This is a genomic window from Tsuneonella mangrovi, assembly GCF_002269345.1.
Taxonomy (GTDB): Bacteria; Pseudomonadota; Alphaproteobacteria; order Sphingomonadales; family Sphingomonadaceae; genus Tsuneonella; species Tsuneonella mangrovi.
Map to the genome: position 1 here is coordinate 1,934,838 of NZ_CP022889.1, position 20,335 is coordinate 1,955,172.

General features: G+C 60.2%; 17 protein-coding genes. 8 read left to right on the forward strand and 9 right to left on the reverse strand.

All coding sequences use genetic code 11. The annotated features are described in order from the left end of the window. Positions 1-50: 50 nt before the first annotated feature. From CJO11_RS09455 to CJO11_RS09465, 3 genes are read left to right on the forward strand one after another with little or no spacing between them, the layout of a single operon-like run. Positions 51-956 carry a 4'-phosphopantetheinyl transferase family protein gene (locus tag CJO11_RS09455; protein WP_169829172.1) on the forward strand — a complete coding sequence of 302 codons (906 nt, stop codon included), beginning with the start codon at positions 51-53 and terminating at the stop codon, positions 954-956. Then, the gene (locus CJO11_RS09460; RefSeq protein ID WP_095012492.1) at positions 953-2,497 is read left to right on the forward strand and encodes a lipopolysaccharide biosynthesis protein; all 1,545 of its coding nucleotides are present in this window, start codon (positions 953-955) and stop codon (positions 2,495-2,497) included. Before CJO11_RS09455 ends, CJO11_RS09460 begins: the two co-directional genes overlap by 4 nt. Next, entirely contained in the window at positions 2,494-3,426 is a 933-nt protein-coding gene (locus CJO11_RS09465) for a glycosyltransferase family 2 protein (protein WP_095012493.1), read from the forward strand. The genes CJO11_RS09460 and CJO11_RS09465 overlap by 4 nt, the downstream gene beginning before the upstream one ends. A gap of 39 nt (positions 3,427-3,465) precedes the next feature. On the opposite strand, the gene CJO11_RS09470 is transcribed toward CJO11_RS09465, so the two are convergent. The 5 genes from CJO11_RS09470 to CJO11_RS09490 all read right to left on the reverse strand — a co-directional run bounded on the left by CJO11_RS09470 (position 3,466) and on the right by CJO11_RS09490 (position 10,673). Continuing rightward, positions 3,466-4,929, reverse strand: coding sequence for a glycoside hydrolase (locus CJO11_RS09470; RefSeq protein ID WP_095012494.1), 1,464 nt, complete (start codon positions 4,927-4,929; stop codon positions 3,466-3,468). A 7-nt stretch (positions 4,930-4,936) separates the two neighbouring features. Next, entirely contained in the window at positions 4,937-6,076 is a 1,140-nt protein-coding gene (locus tag CJO11_RS09475) for a glycosyltransferase (protein ID WP_240504413.1), read from the reverse strand. A gap of 5 nt (positions 6,077-6,081) precedes the next feature. After that, positions 6,082-8,214: a GumC family protein gene (locus CJO11_RS09480; RefSeq protein ID WP_095012496.1), complete on the reverse strand. Its 2,133-nt coding sequence runs from the start codon at positions 8,212-8,214 to the stop codon at positions 6,082-6,084. A gap of 61 nt (positions 8,215-8,275) precedes the next feature. Next, positions 8,276-9,622 (reverse strand): outer membrane beta-barrel protein, encoded by a 1,347-nt coding sequence (locus CJO11_RS09485; protein ID WP_169829174.1) that lies wholly within the window; start codon positions 9,620-9,622, stop codon positions 8,276-8,278. A 277-nt stretch (positions 9,623-9,899) separates the two neighbouring features. Continuing rightward, positions 9,900-10,673 carry a sugar transferase gene (locus CJO11_RS09490; protein WP_240504414.1) on the reverse strand — a complete coding sequence of 258 codons (774 nt, stop codon included), beginning with the start codon at positions 10,671-10,673 and terminating at the stop codon, positions 9,900-9,902. A gap of 262 nt (positions 10,674-10,935) precedes the next feature. On the opposite strand from CJO11_RS09490, the gene CJO11_RS09495 reads away from it, so the two are divergent. The 5 genes from CJO11_RS09495 to CJO11_RS09515 all read left to right on the forward strand — a co-directional run bounded on the left by CJO11_RS09495 (position 10,936) and on the right by CJO11_RS09515 (position 16,293). Next, positions 10,936-11,550 carry a polysaccharide biosynthesis/export family protein gene (locus tag CJO11_RS09495; protein ID WP_240504416.1) on the forward strand — a complete coding sequence of 205 codons (615 nt, stop codon included), beginning with the start codon at positions 10,936-10,938 and terminating at the stop codon, positions 11,548-11,550. 153 nt (positions 11,551-11,703) lie between these two features. Further along, positions 11,704-12,414 (forward strand): response regulator transcription factor, encoded by a 711-nt coding sequence (locus CJO11_RS09500; protein ID WP_095012498.1) that lies wholly within the window; start codon positions 11,704-11,706, stop codon positions 12,412-12,414. Positions 12,415-12,469: 55 nt separating this feature from the next. After that, positions 12,470-13,804: a hypothetical protein gene (locus tag CJO11_RS09505; RefSeq protein ID WP_150125011.1), complete on the forward strand. Its 1,335-nt coding sequence runs from the start codon at positions 12,470-12,472 to the stop codon at positions 13,802-13,804. A gap of 414 nt (positions 13,805-14,218) precedes the next feature. After that, positions 14,219-15,289, forward strand: coding sequence for an MBL fold metallo-hydrolase (locus CJO11_RS09510; RefSeq protein WP_095012500.1), 1,071 nt, complete (start codon positions 14,219-14,221; stop codon positions 15,287-15,289). Between the two features lie 2 nt (positions 15,290-15,291). After that, positions 15,292-16,293 (forward strand): glutathione S-transferase, encoded by a 1,002-nt coding sequence (locus CJO11_RS09515; RefSeq protein ID WP_095012501.1) that lies wholly within the window; start codon positions 15,292-15,294, stop codon positions 16,291-16,293. A gap of 6 nt (positions 16,294-16,299) precedes the next feature. Here CJO11_RS09515 and CJO11_RS09520 read toward each other — a convergent pair whose 3' ends face one another. The 4 genes from CJO11_RS09520 to CJO11_RS09535 form a co-directional block, all read right to left on the reverse strand. After that, the gene (locus tag CJO11_RS09520) at positions 16,300-16,713 is read right to left on the reverse strand and encodes a DUF1330 domain-containing protein (protein ID WP_095012502.1); all 414 of its coding nucleotides are present in this window, start codon (positions 16,711-16,713) and stop codon (positions 16,300-16,302) included. Positions 16,714-16,723: 10 nt separating this feature from the next. Continuing rightward, a complete protein-coding gene (locus CJO11_RS09525) occupies positions 16,724-17,716 on the reverse strand; it encodes a haloalkane dehalogenase (protein WP_095012503.1) in 993 nt (330 codons plus the stop codon). Positions 17,717-17,824: 108 nt separating this feature from the next. Then, complete coding sequence (locus tag CJO11_RS09530) at positions 17,825-18,448, reverse strand: TetR/AcrR family transcriptional regulator (protein WP_095012504.1); 624 nt, start codon at positions 18,446-18,448, stop codon at positions 17,825-17,827. A 76-nt stretch (positions 18,449-18,524) separates the two neighbouring features. Next, complete coding sequence (locus tag CJO11_RS09535) at positions 18,525-20,195, reverse strand: sulfatase (RefSeq protein ID WP_095012505.1); 1,671 nt, start codon at positions 20,193-20,195, stop codon at positions 18,525-18,527. Positions 20,196-20,335 lie beyond the last annotated feature (140 nt).

The following is a 20,335-nucleotide window of genomic DNA, read 5'->3' on the forward strand; positions in this document are numbered from 1 at the left end:
GCCCTATGCCCGATTGTGCTTGGCGAGCGGTTTGCGAGACTTGCGCCGAGATGCTCATCGGCACACGACATTGCGCGGCTTTGCCACTTGTCCCCGGTGCTCTGCCGGTTGGACACAATTCGCCGGATACGGTGGAGACTACTGGAACGGCGGAGCGGTTCGGGTTCCAGACAATCTGTGAGGTTCCCGCTGGGTATGCCGCTTCTTGGGCCGTTCGGGCGACGAGCGGTCAATCGTTTCGGACTCGGATTCTGCGCGATCCGGCGCAAGTGACAGGCATTTTGCCACCGGAGGGCGAGGTTTGGCTGGCGCTTGCGGTTCCGGACGATTCGATGCGGGAAATGCTGTCGGCATTATCGGACGAAGAAGCCGAGCGCATTGCGCGGTTTCGTCATGCGCCTGACCGTTGGAGCTTTTTTTCCGCACATGGACTGCTGCGTAGCTACATGGCTGCTATGCTGGATTGCGCCCCACAAGACTTGCGCTTCAGCGGTGAAGGCAAGGCAGGCAAGCCATTGCTGGACCCTGAATTTGCGGCGCGGCAGCCCGAGCTGGAATTCAACATGAGCCATACGCGGGGGTTCGTCGCAGCAGCATTCGCAAGTTCGCCAATCGGGGTTGATGTCGAGCGGGTATGTCCAATCCCCGAAATGCGCGATCTCATTGCCGATCTGATGCACCCAGTGGCGCTCAGCGCTTTCGATGCCGAAACCGACGCAGGCCGTCAGACTGCGCTGTTCTTTCGCTATTGGACGTTGAGCGAGGCATTCCTCAAAGCCACAGGGGAAGGCTTGACCGAAACGACGCGGGATCTTGCGTTCAATGCTACGGGTACGCCGCGATTGCGCGCGGCGGCAGGAGGGGACGCGCCGGAAATCTGGCACTTTGGACATGTATCGGACGGGTGCGAGGACTGGCTGCGCGCTCCAACTCCGAATGCGGCAATCGGGCAATGACGGGAACGCCCATCGCGCGCGGCGGGTCGGTGCGCAAACAGGTTGCCGCAGGTGCCGCGACGCTCACGGTCGCACGGATGCTGTCGCGCGGTTTCGACATGATCACACTGATCATCCTCGCGCGCCACCTGACACCGGCGGATTTCGGGCTGGTTGCGATTGCGCTTTCAATCGTACAGATCGCCGAAGCCGTGCTCGACCTGCCGACCGGCAGCGCGCTCCTGCAGCTGCCTTCGGTAACGCGGCATCACCTCAATACGACCTTCACGCTCAATCTGCTGCGCGGACTGGCGTTGATGGGCTTTCTGTGCGCCGTCTCCTATCCGGCATCCTTGTTTTTTGGCGATCCGCGGCTCGTCGGACTGATCTGTGCGCTCTCGCTTGCACCTGCTTTGCGCGGCGTGCGCAGTCCGAAGATGGAGCTGCTGTACAAACGATTGCGGTTCCGTCCCGATGCGACCGCAGAGATTGTCGGTAAGGCTGCCGCACTCTCGATTGCTGTGCTCCTTGCGCTGGAAACCGGGAGTTATTGGGCGATAGCCGCGGGCACAATCGCGAGCCCGCTGTTATACATGGCGACGACGTACGTGTTGGCTCCGGCTCGACCTCGCCTCAGTTTGCGCCACTGGCGTGCATTCCATCGTTATCTCGGTTGGTCGATGGGCGCTCAGGCGATGAGTGCAATAAATTGGCAGGCCGATCGCTTTGTGCTGGGCAAACTGGCCGCGCAGGCAACGGTGGGCCTGTTTACCACGGGGCGCGATCTTGCCTGGACAGCGAGCAAGATCATTTTCGGATCGCTCCTGCGACCATTGCTGGCGGCGTTGTCGCGCTCCAATGCGGACCTGGCACGCCAGCGGGCGGTCTATCGGCAGACGATTGCCACGGTCTTGTCGATCGGTTTGCCGGTCGCGTGCGGGCAGGCATTGCTCGGGCCGGAGATCGTGCGGCTGATCCTCGGTCCGAAATGGCTGTCTACCACGATCGTGTTTCAGGCGGTGTCACTGGCGCTCATCCCGGGATTCTATACTGGCCTTACGACGTCTTTGCTGTTTGCGAATGGGAAACCCGAACTCATTTTCAGCCGCAATATGTGGGATTTGTGTTTCCGTATTCCGGTGACAGTGGGGTGCATCGTCTGGCTGGGCTGGAAGGGGGCAGCCGTCGCTCTGCTCGCAGCGGACCTGTTCCTCGCAACGCTGTGTTTGCAGGTGGTCAAACGGACCATCGGCATTGGGATAGGGGACCAGCTGGCGCAGGCATTGCGCGGCAGCGTCAGCGTAGCGGCGATGATCGTCGTGTTTCTGGCTTTCCGGGAGGTACTGCCGCCGGCCGAAAGCGCGCTTGGTGCCGCAGGTATCATCGCTCTGATGGTCCCCGTTGCGGCTGTGGTCTACGCCTTTGTTCATCTGCTTGTTTGGCGGTTGAGCGGCCGACCGGAAGGAATCGAGCAACTAGGCCTGCATCTTGCTGGATCACTCGCGGCCCGCTTCCTTGCCGGCTCGAGCGATGGACGCAGCATGACGGCAAGCGAGCGATGAGGGGGACTTTCGAAGTCGTTGCGGTGGCGCTCGAGCCGCGCGAGCGGATGGAACGCTTCGCGGGCTACTACCTGTCGCAAGGGGCTAGCCGGGTCTCGATCTATTTCGATCGTGACGAGCGCCATGATTTCGCTGATCCGCGTATTACGTTTCGTCCATGCTGCGCCGATTTCTGGCGGGACCTGACCGGCGACAAGCCGGAGAGCGTGGAACTACGCCAGCGGGCGATCTACCGCATGGCCTATGGCCAATGTGAAGCGGACTGGTGCCTGTTCGTCGATCTCGACGAGTTCGTCTCAGGTGCCATGCGGCTCGATCGGTTTTTTGCGCAGGTCCCGGAGGAATCCCCCAGCGTCCGGTTCGAGACGGCAGAGGCGGTGTTCGGTCCCGGCGACGAAATCGCGATGGCGTATGGTGCAACGCACTTTCGCACACCAATTGCACGACTGGCGGCGCCGGTCCTGGCACGGGTACTTTATGGCCCGCTCGCCAGTCACTACTCACGCGGATTGCTCGGTCATTCGCGTGGCAAGCAGGCACTACGCAAAGGCCTGAAGGATCCGCAGATTGGAATCCACGATACGGTCATCACGGGACGACGGATCGGATCGTTCGCCCTAAGCCGCGCGGCGGGGCTGTGGCTAGCGCACTACGACGCGATCGATTTCTCGCATTGGGAAGACAAGTTTGCACGGCGGTTGGCAAGGCAGGACGCGCATGAGATGGGCGTCAAGCGCGAACGACAAATCGCCCGATTTGCGGAGTGTTCGACCTTGCGCGACCGCGAAGATCTGTTTCGCCGGTTCTATTCATTGAATGGCTGGCAGGCGAGGTTGCTCAAGATGCTGGGCTTGCTGCATCGAGATCCGCATCCGACGGGCGAGAATCCAGCGGCCGATCATATCGCAAGGGCCGGTTTGTCGTCCTAGTCCGCGTGGACAAATTCCGCACGAGCCACGGTTCGACGTTCAGTGTGTCCGGATCGCCCGCGACTCATGGGTTAGGCGAGGGGCTTCGATCGACGCTTCCGTATCTTCGAGTGGGCCGTCATCGGTGCGCCGCTTGCGCGGTCGAAGTGCGATTGCAGCGCCTGAAAATAGCGCGAAAGCCACCCCAGGGTCCGGCTTGGGAGCGGACACAGAATTGGGGATCTGCATAAGAAGTGCGGAAGCGGCAAAGGCGCCGCCGACGCTCAATTCGGCCAGGCGAACACCTCCGTAAGTGGATCTGCGCAGCGGCTGGAACACCCGAAAGAAATAGAGCATCATCGACACCGTGCCGACGATACCCGTCGCTCCCAGGACCGCGGTTAGGAAACTGGACGAGCGGAAGCTGCCCGGCCCGATCCCGACACCGTAGGATGCCTTGAATGCATCCCATCCCTGTACCGCCCAGAACAGCCGTTGTTGCGCCGATTCCGAGCCTGGTTTGTCGACCGTCATCGAGCGGACGACGTCGAGGAATTGCAGTGGCAGGGCGGGGATCGACAGCAACAGGATTGCAAGCATGACCGCAATGCCCAGCGTCGCCGCGCCGAACTGCACCAACCGAATTGCGTTGGCCGTGCCCGGCAGCACGATCGCCCTCCCGACAAACCAAACGAAGTAGCCGGCGAGTCCGACGTAGGCGGTTGACGATGTGCTAAAGAACAGCGCCGTTGCAAGCATTAACGCCACTGGCCCGGTCGCTTGCGGGCGGATGGAACGGTACCACAGCTCGGCATTGAGCACGAACCAGGTGAAACCAAACCCGGCATATGCGGAGGCTTCGGGCATCAGACCGCGCATCCGTACGAAACCCTGATACGACTGGTTGAGTTGAGCATAGTTGCCGTTGCGGAACAGGTCGAAGAAGGCGTGGAGCGGGGTGCCATGCGCGGCAAGCACTGCGAGCCCGAGTATCACGTGAAGCCAGCCTACCGCTATTGCCGCGCTGATCAGGGTCTCTGTTCCGCCGCGGCAATAGCGATTGAAGACGAACGAGCTGCATGCGGCCAGCAGTGTACCCAACAGGTAGAACGCCGAAGTGAAGTTCTGTGAGCTGGGTCCGAGGAGCGTGGTGGCAAACAGGTCCGCCGAAGGAAGGGGCTGTAACGGGGCTACCTGCATGGATCCGGCGAAAATCCGGGGGCCGAGATAGGCCAGAACGACACCATAGACGACATAGACCACTAGCCAAAGATTGGCCCGTATCGCTTCGGGGATCACATTCAGGTAGCCGGCTGACGGTGCGAGCATACGCAGCAACACGAATAGTAAGGCGACCTGCATCGGGGGTATCGAGGAACCGCCGAGCGCAGGCAGCAGGATCGCCGCCGAGCCGCCGAACAAGCCCGAGATAACCAGCATTACGAAGGCGCTGCGCAGTGAACCCGCCAGCAGGATTGCCAGTCCTATGGCAATCTCGATCGCGCCGATGAAGGTCAGTTGCATGGAGCGGCTATCCCAACATCCCGCCTACGAATTCGCGGAACTTGCGGTCGAACACCTCGGGCGCAAAGTGGCGTGCCCGGGCGACCGAATCCGCCGGATCGAAGTGATGCTCGAATGCGTCGAACCTCTCGATGGCAGCTTGCAAGGTCTCGGGCTCCTGCCGATCGAAGAACAGCCCCGTGCTTTGATCGACCACGCTGTCGAGTATGCCGCCGCGCCCGAAGCCGATTACCGGGCGACCCGCAGCCATCGCTTCGACCGGCGTAATGCCGAAGTCTTCTTCCGCAGTCATAACGAAGGCCCGCGCCTGTGCGTATGTCCTGCGCAACGAAGCAAAATCCATTCGTTCGACGAACCGTATGTTGGGCTTCGCCTTCGCGCGAAGGCGTTTGGTCATCGGGCCGGTGCCGACCATCAGAAGGGGCAGGCCGTTCGCATTGAATGCATCGACTGCAATGTCGGGGCGCTTGTAGGAAACCATCTGGCCGACCCACAGAAATTCCTCGCCGACTTCTTGTGTCGGTTCGAACTGCGCGACTTCGACCGGCGGATGGATCACGTCAGCTTCGCGCCGCCAGACCTTGCGGATTCGTTGCTGAATGAATTTGGAGTTGGCCGCGAAGCCGTCGACCAGTGCGGAGGAGGTCACGTCCCACTTGCGCATCCGGTGATAAAGCGGTGGCATCGCGAGGCGGGCAATGGGGTTCGCTGCGCTTTTGTAGCCGTGGTAGTGATCCCACAGGTAACGCATCGGCGAATGACAATAGCAAACGTGGGTGCTGCCCGGGTCGGTGATCACGCCTTTGGCCGGCCCGGACTCGCTGCTGATTACCAAATCGTAGCCGCTGAGGTCGAGCTCCTCCAGCGCCATTGGCATCAGAGGAAGGTAGTATTGGTAAAGCCTCTTCGAAAATGGGAGCTGGGCGATGAAGGTCGTCGAGACCCTGGCATTGCGAATACGCGCCGACATACGCTCGCGGTCGTAGACGTGACAAAACAGATCGGCGCCGGGATAAAGGCCCAGCATCCGGTCGATTACCCGCTCGCCCCCACGCATCGTCAACAGCCAATAGTGGACGATCGCCACCCGCGGCTCGGAGAAGGGCCGGATCGCGCGCAGGACGGCCGGAGCAGCGATCCGGCTCACCTCCATCAGGAATAGTACTCGCTGTACTGGCTGTAATAGTAATCAGGATCGTTTTCACCGAAGTGCGCGCGGCGGCGCATGTCGATCTTGTTGAGGACGATTCCGACCACGTTGACGAGGTCGCTCGGCAGCCGCTTCAGTGCGGCTTTCGCCGCTGCCTTCGGCGTCTTGCGCCACTTCACCGCGAAGATCACGGAATCGGCAACCTGGGCCATTTTGCGGGTTGCTGCGATCGGCAGAACCGGCGGCAGGTCGAGGATGATCCGATCGAAGCGTTCGCGCAATTGGGCGATGAGCTGTTCGAATGGCTCCCCGGTCAGCAAGCCCTCGGGCTCTTCGTCGCTCGGGCTGATCGGCAGGATGCAGAATACGTAGTCGTCCGATATGTTCTTGACCTCGAGTGGAGCGGCGCCGCTTAGGACCTCGACGAGGCCTGATTGTTCCGCCTTCACGCCTAACAGTTTGCTGATACCGCGCCGCCGCAGGTCACAATCGATCAGGATCGTGCGATAGCCAAGCTTGGCCGAGGTATGTGCAAGACAGCAAGAAATCACCGTCTTGCCTTCTCCTGGCAACGCGGAGGTGATCGCCACTACCTTGTCATTGCTAGTCGTGAACTGGGTCAGAGCAGCGGATAATGCACGGAATGACTCGGCGAATACCGATTTAGGATTGTCCTGGATCTCGGCAATCGCGTGCGGGCTCGTCGAATCGCTTTTGTCGAGCAGGGGGATCGACCCGAGGAAGCGTTCGCCGAATGCGCCCTCGATTTCGTCGGACCGACGAATTCCCTGATCGAGCGCTTCAGCTACGTATGATGCCATCAAGCCAAGGCCCAACCCTATTATCATTGCAAGAGCTAGGTTCAGCTTCAGGTTGGGGCTGATCGGCTCGATCGGCACGGTCGCTTGAGTGACGACCTTCGCATCAGGTTGCTCCGTCCCTTCGGATGCAAGCAGTTGCTTGTAGCTGTTGAGATAAGTTTCGTAGATGCTTTGGGAAGCGGCTGCCTTGCGTTCGAGATCGCTCAAGCCAACCATTGCGGCGTTGTTTTGCGACAGCTTCTGCTTGGCGTTGCCAAGGCTGCCCGAGAGCGAAGCGAGGCGTTGCTGCGACACTTCCTGCTTGGCCCGCAGGTTGGAGATTACTCTCCCAATCTCGTCCTGAATCTGGGTTTGGATTTCCTTCAGTTTGCTGCGCGCACGGATCAACTGCGGATGGTTGGGGCCATATCGCGAGGAGAGGTCCGCTACGTCGGCTGCCGCCAACGACTCCTGATCGCGAAGCGAAGATATTACCGGCGAGTTCAATGCCGCGCCGACATCGTCTCCGGTTGAGCCCGATCTCAATTGCGACAGCGCAGTGTTGAGCATCGCGGTGTCTTCCGCTGCCGATGCGCGGGCCGTGGCGACTTGTTGTTCGTAGTTCGAGATCTCCTGCTCGGTCAGCGAAGTGCCTGACGTACTCAGCAGGTTGTTGCGGATGCGATATTGCTGAAGAGCCTCGGTGTCCTGCTGGGCTTGGTCGCGCAGCGACCCGAGCCGCTGTTCGAGCGTCGCGCGCGCTTCGCGGTTGCGCTGCTGGTCTTCGCCCAGGCCCCAATTCGAGTACTGTTTGGCGAATTCGTTGACGATCCGTGCCGCCTGCTGAGGGTCGTGCGCATCGTAAGTGATTTCCAGCGCATAGCTCTCGCCGCTGCGGTAGGCCGCAACGTTGTGGCGCAACGTGCTTTCAATTTCCTGCTGCTGCGTCGGGCTCTTGCCGTCGAAAAGCCCGATTGCTTTGGCAACCCGGATTGTCATGTCCCTCGAAGTGATGATCTCGACCTGAGTTTCGACCAGTTCGTTGCTGACTACTGCGCGCCCAGCGGGTGACGGAGCCGCTCCGTTTACAGCGTCGGTTCCCTTGTCGAGAACCACCGTTGCTTCGGCTCGGTAGGTCTTGGGCAGCAGCAATGAAACGCCGAGCCCCACAAGTCCGGTCACCAAAGCAATGCCGAGAATGAGAGGGTACCAGCGCCTGAAGAAATTGACCGTTTCGGCAAGATCCAGCCGGTCGTCCTCCCGCCTCAGCCCATCGATCCTGGCAACATCGCTGCCGTGGTCGTGCGCACGAACGAGTGCCTGCGAAGCGTTCATGTTCGCGCTCCTTCTGCTTCGCACATTGCTGGTATGACAGCGAGGTGGTCGAACGGGCGGTTCACACCGCGATCCTCACGCCGATCCCAGCCGAAAAGCCACCGTAGTTGCGCCCACCGTCTTGCGATCGATAGCCGGCCTGCGCAGTCAGCCCTACGCGATCATTGAGTCGATAGCGCGCGCTCACTCCGACCCGATAATATTGGTCGCTTCGGACGATTCCGCGATAATCCTCTGTTACTGCGGCAGCCTCGGCACCCACCAACATCCGGTCGCCCATCGAGTGCTGGACCCCCGCGATATACTGTGTGCGGAAAATCGCTGCTGTATCGAATCTCGGGCTGGGATCGACGTCACGGCGGACTTCCGCGCGAACAGCCCAGTCGCGCCGCGGAATCCAGTTGGCGCTGAGGCGGTAGTTGAGCGCCTTGACAGGGGTGAAGGCAGGATCGTCGAAGTCTTGTTGCAGGTAGCCAGCACCAGCCTCGATATCGATCATGGCGCTCGGCTGGAACTGCACGCCTGCGAGAATGGAATAGCCGTGCGAATTGCGCTGGGCACCGACCGTCGTGCGATAGTCGACCTGGCTTAATCCGCCTTCGATGAAGGTGGAGTAGCCTTCGTGCAGCCGATAACGAGCGCGTAGGCTGACGCTGCGTAAGGTGACGTCGCGGTCGCTGAGATCTATCGGCAAGCCGCCGACGCTCGCATCGTCATACGAGAGCGTTGTAATCCGTCCGCGCGCGGTGAGCCCCAGGATGCCTCGATCGCGCGCGACCTCGACGCCAACGTAGCGGCGGTGATAGGTCACAGGTTTGTCGGTCAGGAACTGGTCCCCGGCGGTGCCGCGCTGTTCGTATCCGCGTGCTGCACCCGCCTCTGGCCTCACGGTAACAAGACCGGCGAGATCGAGCCGCGACTTGAGATCGACGTAATACGCTTCGGCATTTTCTGCGGAATTGTTCGCGTAGCGCTTGATGTCCGCGCCGGCATCCAGCTCGATCGAATGGCGCGTGAAATCGGAATCCAGCACCAGCGATGGCCTGATATGGCCGATTGCGTCCGAGCGCTTGCTGGATTCGACGTTGTAGATGTTCGAATCGAAATCGATTGTCGTTTCGACCGCCGGATAAAGTATGAATCCCGGAGTAATTCGAACTCCATCGCCGTGTTCGGGCACGAACAGGTCGACGGGAGTCAGGTCGGGATTGACAGTTTGCGCGACCGCAGGTCGTGACGCGATCGACGCGACGATAAACAATCCCATCGAGCGGACCCAACGGGCCTTTGCGACTGTTCGTCGGGCACCCTTAAGGCGGATGACCGAGGGCTTCGGCAGGTCGGTGTGTGCGGCTGGCTGGACCACGAACCGCACGACGGGGACGAGGTCCGAACAGAGCCGCCACATCGGGAACCGTCGCGCGCGAGGCCGGTTACACTTAGGAATGGGCCTGTTCATCGCGCTTCAACTGCGCGATAAGGGCAGGAACCCTGAATTGGGTTAGAGATAAAACGACAATCTTCGGGTAGCGAGGCGATGTTCGAATCCAAGATACGCAAGGACCCGGGTTTTGTGCGCCCCCGTCGGGGTTTTGCCTCGGGAGCACTCGTCGCAGTGCCGATTGCCATGCTCTTGTGGGGCCTGATAATTTGGGCAATCCTCTGATAATAAGTGGGTTGATCCATCAGATTGACCCTTTCGCGAAAATCACTGCGGGCACAGTTGCGATTAGAATATAGGCGTCGAGCGCGACGCATTGACGACGTACATAAGTGACGTCAGCCGCCACGCGGCGACGATAAGTAGTCTCGCTCCGCCCGGTAACTTGCCAGAGGCCGGTGAGGCCCGGCCGGACGCTGAGATAATGTCCGGCGTAGCGGCCGTAGAAGGCAAGCTCGCTAGTAGTGATTGGCCTCGGGCCTACCAGGCTCATGTCTCCACGCAGTACGTTGAACAGTTGGGGCAGTTCATCGAGGCTGGAGACCCGCAAGAACTTGCCAAGCTTCGATACTCGCGGATCGTCTTCCAGTTTGTGCGAGCGGGTCCAAGCGTCTTGAAGTTCAGGACTCAGGCGCAAAAGTTCGTCCAGAAGCTTGTCAGCGTTCACCCGCATCGTGCGGAACTTGAGGCATCCGAACTCTTTGCCGTCCTTGCCGACACGCTGGTGGACGAACAACGCCGGCCCGGGATCGAAGATTTTGATTGCAATCGCGACCAGCAACATGACCGGTGCGAAAAAGACGATCATCACGATTGAAAGAAGTATGTCGGCAGCGCGAAGGACGGAGCTGCGCGGCCGAAACGGTAACTTGGCCCTCCGAATGCGAGCAGATTCGATGAGCGAGAGCTCGTGCTCGTCTATTGTTGGTAGCGACAAGCGCGCGAAGACTGACGGATCGGCTTTTGACCCGACGTCCAACTCAGCTTTGCCGTGCGCCGTACCCTCCATGAGATTCATTGCGATTTGTCCACCGTTGCGGAAGGTCCAGAACGACTGGCGGCCGTGGTTTCCCCGTTTCGCGCCAATAAGGAACTTGCCAGAGTGACCAATCAGCTCAATCGGGCATTGGGTGTAATGCTGAGCTATCCCGACGAGCTATCGTTCGGGCGGTCGGAGAAACTTTCTGCCACTTCGTGATAATTCCGCTCGTGGCCTGCTCCGTCTAAGGTCCAATTTTGTGCGGGAAAGGCCTGCGTGCTGCGGAGGTTAGTGATTCGAGATGTCCATGGTTTTCTGGCGGCGTATCGAAAGCTCATTGTCGATCGTTTTGATCGCACTTTCGGGGCTATTCTTTTTGGCGGTTCCCGCAAGTGCACGAGACCGGATCGATACTGTTACCGTGCAGGCGCTCAATTCCCAGCTCAGTGGCGGCTATCGTGTGGCATCGGGCGACAAATTGCGAGTGACGGTGTTCGATGAACCCAACCTCAGCGGCGACTATGAGGTGGGCGTCGAAGGCAACCTGAGCATCCCTCTAATTGAATCGATTCGTGCAGCGGGTCAAACGACTTCTCAATTGAAGCAGCAAATCGCCGACAAGCTTGAATCAGGCGGATACGTGCTTTCGCCCAGGGTCTCGGTCGAAATCCTTGAACACCGTCCATTCTACATTCTGGGGGAAGTAAAGCAGCCGGGCGAATACCCTTACTCGGGCGATCTGACGTTTGAGCAAGCGGTGGCCAAGGCGGGGGGATTCACACCGCGAGCGAATACGAAGGTGATCTACCTCAAGCGGCAGGGCGAAAGCGAAAAGATTCGCGTGCGGCTCGATACTGATTTGCCGCTCAAGATTTCGCCTGGCGACACGATTGTCGTCCGCGAGGCGTTCTTCTGACCCCAAGAAGCCCGCGTCTTGTTAGCTGAAATGTCCCAAAATTGTGCATTTGCGAACATTTTCTTGAGTGAATCGGGCAAAGGAGTTAACTCTTAATTAATCCTGTTCGCTGTGAGTCGCGGCCGCCTTCTCCTCCTCGGGGAAAGTAAAAAAATGAAGCCTGGCGAAACAGTTGGCCATATCTTCAGGATTTTATCTATGCCGGAATCGGTTTGCCTCATTTCCTCTAATGACCTGTCAAGAGAGGGTCTCAACGCGATACTGTTGCGGGAGGGCTTTGAGGTAATATACTCCGATAGCGATCTCAGTTCATTTCGTGCGGGTAATATAAGTACACCTCTCATTTTCATTATCGATCTTGACACCAAACGCGATCTATTGGCCGCAGTTCAGTCGATAACGAGCAATTATGCCTCTGCATACGTTGCCGTGTTGGCCGACGAGTTCGATTTCGAATGTACGCTCAACTGCTATAAGGCAGGTGCTCGCGGTTACATCGTCAAATCTACAAGTTCGAAGCCGCTGATCACTGCCATGCAGTTGATCGCACTGGGCGAACGTTATTTCCCTTCCGAAGTTCTCGAAGTTCTCCAAGGCGAAGGTTTTAGCCGCTCGCGTGAAGCGAGCGTGGAGGAAGTCCTCGCCGATGCGAAGCTCTCACCGCGCGAACTGGACGTATTGTGCTGCCTTATGGCCGGCTATCCGAACAAGGTCATCGCGCGCCAGCTCGATGTTTGTGAGGCGACAATCAAAGTGCATGTCAAGGCGATCTTGCGCAAACTCAATGTCAACAATCGCACTCAGGCGGCAATCTGGGCGAACTCGCACAATCTTCCAGAGGTAGGCGGTGCGACAGTGAAGTGATTTGGGCAGACTTGGACGGGCCCGTAGCGAGACAGCGCTCTCGTTCGAGATCTGAGTGAAAGGACAGGAAGTGGCTTCACGATCCGACAACGCGTTTTCCCTGCGTCGCTCGAATGAAGCCTTGTTCCGGATCTCAATCGGCGGTGAACAGGAGCGTCGCCGCCAGTATGCGCCGCAGGTCCATTACGGGTTCGACACGGAGAACTTCCAGGAATCCGCGCGCAAATTGTGGCTGACGTTGGCCAGGCGCGAGCAAATTCCCGCCCTCGAAGCCTGCGTTTCCAATGTCCTTCCGATCTATCGTGTGCACGGCGTCCTGATCGAGATTGGGGACGGCGCTTACCTTTCGCGGATCTCGCACCTCGGCCTCGCGGTGGCGCGCATGCATGGGGTGGACCGGGCAATCGAAACGATGGCGGATGCGCCGCTCGATTCGATCATGGCGCGGTTGCCGGCATTTTTCGCGACCTTACGTCAATCCGCGCGACCGGTCTCGTTCAACGATCTTGCGGCGGTAGGTTCGGCAGGAGGGACGACCTTCGACGGCATTCTGTTGCCTTTTGCGGATGGTAGTGGGCGGTTGACCCATGCGTATGCGATTATCTCCGAAAGGGAGAGGCCTATGACAAACGAGGAAGGTGTTCTCGAACTCACAGCTGACTTGGTCGCCGAAGGAAAACGTCTTCAGGCGCACAACGATGTGCTTGACCTGAGCCTGGACCAAGTCGAGCGGGAAGCAAAACGCGTCGTTGCAGAAACTACTGCAACGACCATAGATCGCTCAGTCTCCTTGAGCGCGGTACTCGTCAGGGCACGTGAATTCGCGCGCTTGGCTCACGTTGCGGAAGGTCGCTCGCGCGATGCCTTGTATGAAGCGCTCGGCCATGCTTACGACTTTGCCCTTGAATCGGAGAAAAATGCTGCCGAATTTGCACGGCTGCTCGAAGAGACGGGGCTGACGCGGCAGGATCGGGCCCCAATGACGCCGATCGTCAAGCTCGTGTTCGGAAAGGACTGCGATCCGACCCGAGTTACCGAGTACGCCGCGGTTCTGAGCTACGCGCAGGCGAGTGGCATCGCAGCCGACGAGCTTCCCACGTGCCTCAGGCAAACTGCCGGTGGCATAAAGGGAATAGTCACCGAAATGCGGCGGCTCCGGCGACACCATTCGGGCAGACCCGAAAGCAGGAGGCCAATTCGAACGACAACTGCCCGCAAGCTGCGTGCGCTTGCTTCGAGACCGATCAGTTCGATCGAGCTTTCCGACCAGGAGTACGGGGCAGTGTTGGTGCGGCGAGAGGCGGATGGATCGACGGTTGTTATCGGAGAGCTCAGCCCGACCTCGCCCCTTCTCGAACGTATCGGCAAAGAGGTCTTGGAAGGGAACTAGGTGACTTAATTCGGGCACTGGAACGAGGCATAAAGACCGGATTTCAAAGCGAGGATGTGGCCGCTCTTCCATGGTTCCATGTTCCAGATGAATCAGAAGCGTACGAGGCTGCTCTGGTCACTACCAATTGACGCAATCGAACTGCGAACCTGTCACTTCCTGAGTCCCGGATTGCCTCGATCTGACAAGCCCATTCGTCGCGGACTGCGTCGCGCACCAGACAGTCCTGATCAGTCTTCGAGAATTCCTTCTCGAGCTTGAGAGACCCAAGAGTGGATTGCTCTGCAGCCGGGGCGCAAAGCTGCGTGATTCCAGGTAAAAGCAGTTTCGCGAACCGGTTCGGTCCGGGGCGGCCAGGAATCGAGGTTGTATTATGGCATTTATAGTGCCATTTTATTCCGGACTGGAGGATGCATGGCCAAGAAACTCGCAATTGCGATCGCGGCGCTTGTCGCGTTGTTGATCGCCGCGGCATTTGTGTTCCAAGCGCAGATCGGGATGGCCTTGTTCGACCATTTCGCGCGCGAGCGGATCGACCGCGATGCCCTGCGTGGATTGCCCGATGGCCTGTCGGTCGGGCTTTGCGGCACCGGGTCTCCCTTGCCCAACCCTGACCGGGCCGGGCCGTGCAACGTCGTGATCGCCGGTAAGCAGATCTTCGTCGTCGATATCGGTGAAGGAGGCGCGCGCAACCTTACGCTGATGGGGGTCGACGCGTCGAAGATCGAAGCGGTGTTCCTCACCCACCTGCATTCGGACCATATCGACGGGCTCGGTCCGCTCGCACTGTTTCACTGGACGCGCGGGGGTTCGACCGTTCCGCTCGCGGTATACGGACCCACCGGGGTCGACGAAGTGGTGGCTGGCTTCAACGAAGCCTATGCGATCGATGCTGGATACCGCACCGCGCACCACGGCCCGATGGTCGCACCGCCGGGTGGCAGCGGTTCGACCGCACACCCGTTCGCGATGGATGGCAACAGCGAAGTGGTCTACAGAGGCGGCGGGCTTGTTGTCACTGCGTTCAAGGTCGATCATGGCCCGGTGAAGCCCGCAGTCGGCTATCGCTTCGACTACAAGGGGCGCTCGCTGTGCATCAGTGGCGATACGCGCAAGACCGCCAACCTCCCGCGCGTATGCAACGGAGTCGATGTGCTGGTTCACGAAGCGCTTCAGCCGAAGATGGTCAGGGATATGGGGCGGATCATGGCGCGACAGGACGATGTTCGCGGTGCGAAGATCATGCTCGATATCCTGAGCTACCACTCGACGCCCATTGATGCGGCGGATAGCGCGCAGGAAGCAGGGGCGCATATGCTGGTGCTGTCTCACCTGATCCCGCCGTTGCCGAGCAAGTATCTCTACCCTTCGTTCCTGGGGGATGCGCGCAAGCACTTCGATGGCCCGCTGGTGGTCGGCGAAGACGGGATGCTGTTCACGATGCCAGCGGGCAGCAAGGCCATCGAACAATCGAGGCTGATGTAAGTATGCAGGACCGTTACACACTCTACGGCGCGCTCGCTTCGCCATATTCGATGAAGATGCGAGCGGTGTTGCGCTATCGCCGCATTCCCCACATCTGGTCGCACGGGCGCCATGCTCAGCAGGTCGCTCGCGACAATGTGCGGGCACCGGTGATCCCCGTGCTCGAGTATCCCGACGGCACCTTCGCCAACGATTCGACGCCGCTGATCTACGATCTCGAGGCACGCCACGCCGATCGTTCGATCGTGCCAGCGGATCCGGGCAATGCCTTTATCGCTCTCCTGATCGAGGACTTTGCCGACGAATGGCTGACCAAGGCGATGTTCGGCTATCGCTGGCTCGAGGACACCGACCAGGTCCAGATGAGCGAATGGCTGGCGTTGGACGCGTTCAAGGGCGGGGGTGCGGAGCGAACAGGGGCCTACGCCCGCGAATTTCGCGAGCGGCAGGTCGGCCGGATGGCGCTGGTGGGCTGCACGCGCGAGAATTTCGCGCTGATCGAACAATCGACGCGGCGCGTATTGCAGGCCCTCGAAGCCCAGGTCGCGAACCGACACTTCCTGTTCGGTACGCGCCCGTCGCTCGCCGAGTTCGGACTTTTCGGCCAGCTTTCGCAATTGGGAGTCGATCCGACCCCGCAGGCGATCATGCGCGCCGAATTCCCTAACACCTACCGGTGGCTGCTGCATATCGACGACGCTTCCGGCATCGAGGGCGAATGGGACCGCGCGGATACTCCGCCCAACGCTGCGACATTGGCGCTGTTGGCCGAGATCGGGCGCGTCTACGTACCGTTCCTGCTCGCGAACGCCGCAGCTCTCGAAGCTGGGGAGCCTACGTTCCGGTTCGAGGTAGATGGAATGCCGTACGAGCAGGGTCCGTTCAAATACCAGGTCAAATGCCTTGTCGACCTGCGCACCCGTTACTCGGCGTTGTCAGCTGATGCCCGTGAAAGGATCGATCCGGTGCTCGAAGCGACAGGGTGCGGAGCGCTGTTCGGCTAGGTCGGCTTAGGACAATTTTGCGCTGGTACGGATGTTGAGCTGCCCCGCGAGCCCGGCGCTGCGATGAACCGCGATCTCCTGGTATTCGGGCGAAGTCATCATATCGCGAAACGCCTCAAGCGATGGATACTCGACGAGCGCGACCATATCCCAGTTGTTTTCCACATCACCCAGTAACAGCCCCGTCACCGCTCCAGCGAAGATCGAGCGCCCACCATGCTTTTCGATGAGCTTGCTCACCCCGGCCGCATAGCGTGCATACGCGGCCGCCCCGGTCAGCCCGGGCTCGCGGCCATCGGGATAGACGGCCTGTTCCTTGAACGTCAGCAGGTTGACCATCACGAACGGCCCTGCCTCCTCAGCTGCAAAGAACTCCTCGATCTGCGCTGCGGTGGGGATTACCTGGTTGACGACTTGCATCGGTTGCTCCTCAATTTTCGATGAAGGCGATGATCGCTCGCGAGAGCGGTCCGGGGCAGTCTTCCTGCAGGAAATGGCCGCCACCCTCGATGGTGACGTGATCGACACCCTGCGCACCGGGAATACGTTGCTGGAATGCCGCTTCTCCGCCCTTAGTGACCGGGTCGCCGTCGCTGAACGCCGTCAGCACCGGGCGGTCGAACCTCTCGAGCACTTTCCACGCCCGATCGTTCGCCTCGCGATCGGATTGCTGATGCGGGAGCAATGGGACGAGCGACGGAAATTTTCGCGCACCGGCGATGTAGCGGTCGTCCGGAAATGGCGCAGTATAGCCGCGTAGGATCTCCTCATCCTCGATACCCGAAAGCATTTCGAATACCTGCCGGACCGAGAAGTCCGGACACTCGGCCGCGTACTTGACCCAGAACAGGAATGCACCGGGCGAACCGGCTTCGAACTGGCTGCGCACCATCGCTGCATCGGGCACCGGGATGCCGGGGTAAAGCGATCCCAGCATCTGCGACAGTTCGGGCGACACGGTTGTGCTCGAGGGAAGGCCGGTATTGGCTACCACCAGCCGCGCGAAGCGGTCGACGTTGTCGGCGACCACCCGCAATCCGATCAACCCGCCCCAGTCCTGGCAGACCAGTGTCACGTCGGAGATGTCGAGCGTCCGGAACCACTGGTTCATCCAGTCGACGTGTGCCTGGTAGGTATAGTCGTCGGTGCTCGTCGGTTTGTCCGATTTGCCGAAACCGATCAGGTCGGGCGCGATCACCCGCAGGCCCGCATCGACCAGCAATGGGATCATCTTGCGATAGAGGTAAGACCACGAGGGCTGGCCATGCATGCACAGCACGATCGGCCCATCGCGTGGACCCTCGTCCAGGTAATGGACCCTGAGCGCCGTGCCGTCGTTGGCGGCGACGTCCACATAGTGCGGCGTGAAGTCGTAGCCCGACAGGTTCTCGAACCGGTCATCCGGGGTTCGCACAAACTCCATAGCGCATCCTCTCGCGATTTATATTGGCACTATAAGTGCCATATTATGCGAGTCAAGCGGGAATCGGGCGGGATCGGTGCCCCGCGAATACGCCAAGGAGCAACACGGCTAACTCCCGATCTGGTCGAGGATGTCGCGCAGCAGTTGCTTGATCACATCCACGGTTTCGCGGGCGGACAGTTCTTCGTCATGGCGGAACAGCCGCCAACTGCCGAAGCTCGTCGCGAGCAGGATCGAGCGTGCCCGGTCGCTATCACTCCGGATATGATCGGGCAGGATGCGTTCGAGGTTCGCGCGTTCCTGTTCGATCATCCGGCGGTAGGTTTCCATCAGGACCGGAGAACTGAACCGCTGGATACTGCTGGCAATCCGGAACGGCGCGATTTCCTCGTAGACCGAGGCGCGTCGTTCGATCAGTTCGAACAACTGCTCGCGCCAGTCGTTCGATTGGAACGGGGCCTGGATGACAGGCGCATAGGCCTGCCACAGGATCTCGTTCATTTCGCGGTAGATCGATTCCTTGTCGTCGAAATGGCGGAACACCGTTCGCAGCCCGACGCCGGCGCGCTCGGCGACATTGGCCGCGCTGGGGTTGATGTTCCCGCCGGCGATGAGGTCCATCATCGCCTCGATGATCCTGCGCCGGCTCGAGCGGCTGCGCTCGCGCCTCCCGTCGGGATGCGGTCCGTTACCTTCGATTGCCTTGCCCACTGCCGCCGGACGCCGCCCCATGATCACTCCGCTTTTCCTGTCCTGTCCGCAATGGCGACCTTCGCGCGCAATTGCCAGCCCGTGGAACCGGGCCTCTTCAGTTGGGCCAGTAGATATATTCGTCGCCCTTCTCGAATCGCTCGGCCATCGTCTTGTCGACCATCACCGGCATATCGACCGTGCTCGGATAGAGCGGAGGCTTGCGCCCGCGCTGATGGGCGTCGAGCAGCGCTTGCAGCTCGGCCCGCTTGGCCGGATTCTTCTCGGCGAGGTTGACCCGTTCGGTCGGATCGGTTGCGAGGTCGTAAAGCCACGCCTTGTGCTGCAGCCCGTCGACCTGCAGCTTCCAGCCGCCTTTGCGTACAACCTGGTAATAGCCGCTGTTCCAGAATAGCGGCGCGTCGGGCCGCTCGAACTTACCGACCCCGGTCATCAGTGGCAGCAGGTTGCGCCCGTCGATCGTGACACCCTTGGGGAGCTCAGCACCGGTTGCAGTTGCCAGCGTCGGCATCAGGTCGACGTGGCTCACCGGTGCCGCGATCCGGGTGCCGGGTGCAATCCGCGCAGGCCAGCGAGCGAACAGCGGCACGCGGATCCCGCCTTCGAAGAAATTGATCTTGAACCCGCGATACTGCGCGTTGACGCCGGGCAATCCGATGTATCCGGCACCGCCGTTATCGCTCGAGATCACTACCAGCGTGTTCTTGTCGAGCCCGTCTTTCTTGAGCTCGGCCATAATCCGGCCCACGCTGCGATCGAGCGATCGCACCATCGCTGCGTAGACCCGCAGCCGGTGCGGCTTGATGTCGCCAACCGCGTTATAGTCCTCTCTTGTCGCCTGTAACGGCGTGTGCACGCCCCAATGCGCGAGATAGAGGAAGAACGGCCGGTTGCGGTTGGCCCGGATCACCTTGATCGACTGGTCGGTCCAGTAGTCGGCCAGATACCCGCCCGGCTTGAATCGCGGCCCGCCATTGTACGAGGTCGAAAAACGCATCGCCGCCCACATGAAACGATCGATTGGGTCGAATTCGGTGGGCGCGTTGACGACATCGGGATCGTCCACCGGCAAATGCAGGCCGCTGTCCATCAGCAGGCTTTCGTCGAAGCCCTGGTCGTTGGGGCTCGATCCGTGCTCGCGGCCCAAATGCCACTTGCCGATATGAACCGTGTGATAGCCGTGCGCTTTTAGCACCTCGGCGATCGTCACTTCGCTGCCTGGCAGGCCCTGGTCCGCGAATGGCGGGGCTTTCGCGTCGGCTTCCGCATTGTAGATGATCGGTGGCATGTCGGGCCGGATCTTCTTTGAGACCATCGTCACCAGCCGTGCCATTCCGGGCGGTGTCGGGGTGTATTCGAAGCCGGTCCGCGTCGAGTAACGCCCGGTCAGTATTTCTGCGCGCGAGGGGGCGCAGGTCGCATTCCCGGCATACGCCTGGGTAAAGGTCGCGCCTTGCGCCGCCAGCCGATCGATGTTGGGCGTCGGCACGCGTCCTCCGGCAACCCCACCACCGAAGGTCGAGAGATCGTTGATCCCGAGATCGTCGAACAGGATGAATACGATATTGGGCGGCCGCTTGTCGGAGGGGAGGGCGGGCTTGGCCGGGCCTTGCTGCCAGGCGACCGGATGGTTGGGTGCGACCGGCTGGCTGTTCGCCTTGTAGTGGACATAGGCCAACGCGAGTTCGACCCGGTTGCTGTACGCGAGGCCGCCAAGACCCATGGCGGCTGCGGCCGAACCCAATGCCCACTTGTGCCAGCGCTTCATTGCCTGCCCCTCATCCCGCGATTGCCGGGAAGCTTAACTGCCGCCTCGTCGCAGACCATCGCTCATATCGACGGATAAATATTGGCATATAGAATGCCATAATATCTGTCAATGTAGTCGAGCCCGCGGGGACTTCGGGC

Bases quoted from the DNA above. Each gene is read 5' to 3' on its own strand.
- CJO11_RS09465 (WP_095012493.1), top strand. From the start codon at position 2,494: ATGAGGGGGACTTTCGAAGTCGTTGCGGTGGCGCTCGAGCCGCGCGAG.
- CJO11_RS09500 (WP_095012498.1), top strand. From the start codon at position 11,704: ATGAAGCCTGGCGAAACAGTTGGCCATATCTTCAGGATTTTATCTATG.
- CJO11_RS09515 (WP_095012501.1), top strand. From the start codon at position 15,292: ATGCAGGACCGTTACACACTCTACGGCGCGCTCGCTTCGCCATATTCG.
- CJO11_RS09525 (WP_095012503.1), bottom strand. From the start codon at position 17,716: ATGGAGTTTGTGCGAACCCCGGATGACCGGTTCGAGAACCTGTCGGGC.
- CJO11_RS09480 (WP_095012496.1), bottom strand. From the start codon at position 8,214: ATGAACGCTTCGCAGGCACTCGTTCGTGCGCACGACCACGGCAGCGAT.
- CJO11_RS09470 (WP_095012494.1), bottom strand. From the start codon at position 4,929: ATGCAACTGACCTTCATCGGCGCGATCGAGATTGCCATAGGACTGGCA.
- CJO11_RS09485 (WP_169829174.1), bottom strand. From the start codon at position 9,622: ATGTGGCGGCTCTGTTCGGACCTCGTCCCCGTCGTGCGGTTCGTGGTC.
- CJO11_RS09530 (WP_095012504.1), bottom strand. From the start codon at position 18,448: ATGGGGCGGCGTCCGGCGGCAGTGGGCAAGGCAATCGAAGGTAACGGA.
- CJO11_RS09490 (WP_240504414.1), bottom strand. From the start codon at position 10,673: ATGAATCTCATGGAGGGTACGGCGCACGGCAAAGCTGAGTTGGACGTC.
- CJO11_RS09495 (WP_240504416.1), top strand. From the start codon at position 10,936: ATGTCCATGGTTTTCTGGCGGCGTATCGAAAGCTCATTGTCGATCGTT.
- CJO11_RS09455 (WP_169829172.1), top strand. From the start codon at position 51: ATGCTCATCGGCACACGACATTGCGCGGCTTTGCCACTTGTCCCCGGT.
- CJO11_RS09535 (WP_095012505.1), bottom strand. From the start codon at position 20,195: ATGAAGCGCTGGCACAAGTGGGCATTGGGTTCGGCCGCAGCCGCCATG.
- CJO11_RS09520 (WP_095012502.1), bottom strand. From the start codon at position 16,713: ATGCAAGTCGTCAACCAGGTAATCCCCACCGCAGCGCAGATCGAGGAG.
- CJO11_RS09510 (WP_095012500.1), top strand. From the start codon at position 14,219: ATGGCCAAGAAACTCGCAATTGCGATCGCGGCGCTTGTCGCGTTGTTG.
- CJO11_RS09460 (WP_095012492.1), top strand. From the start codon at position 953: ATGACGGGAACGCCCATCGCGCGCGGCGGGTCGGTGCGCAAACAGGTT.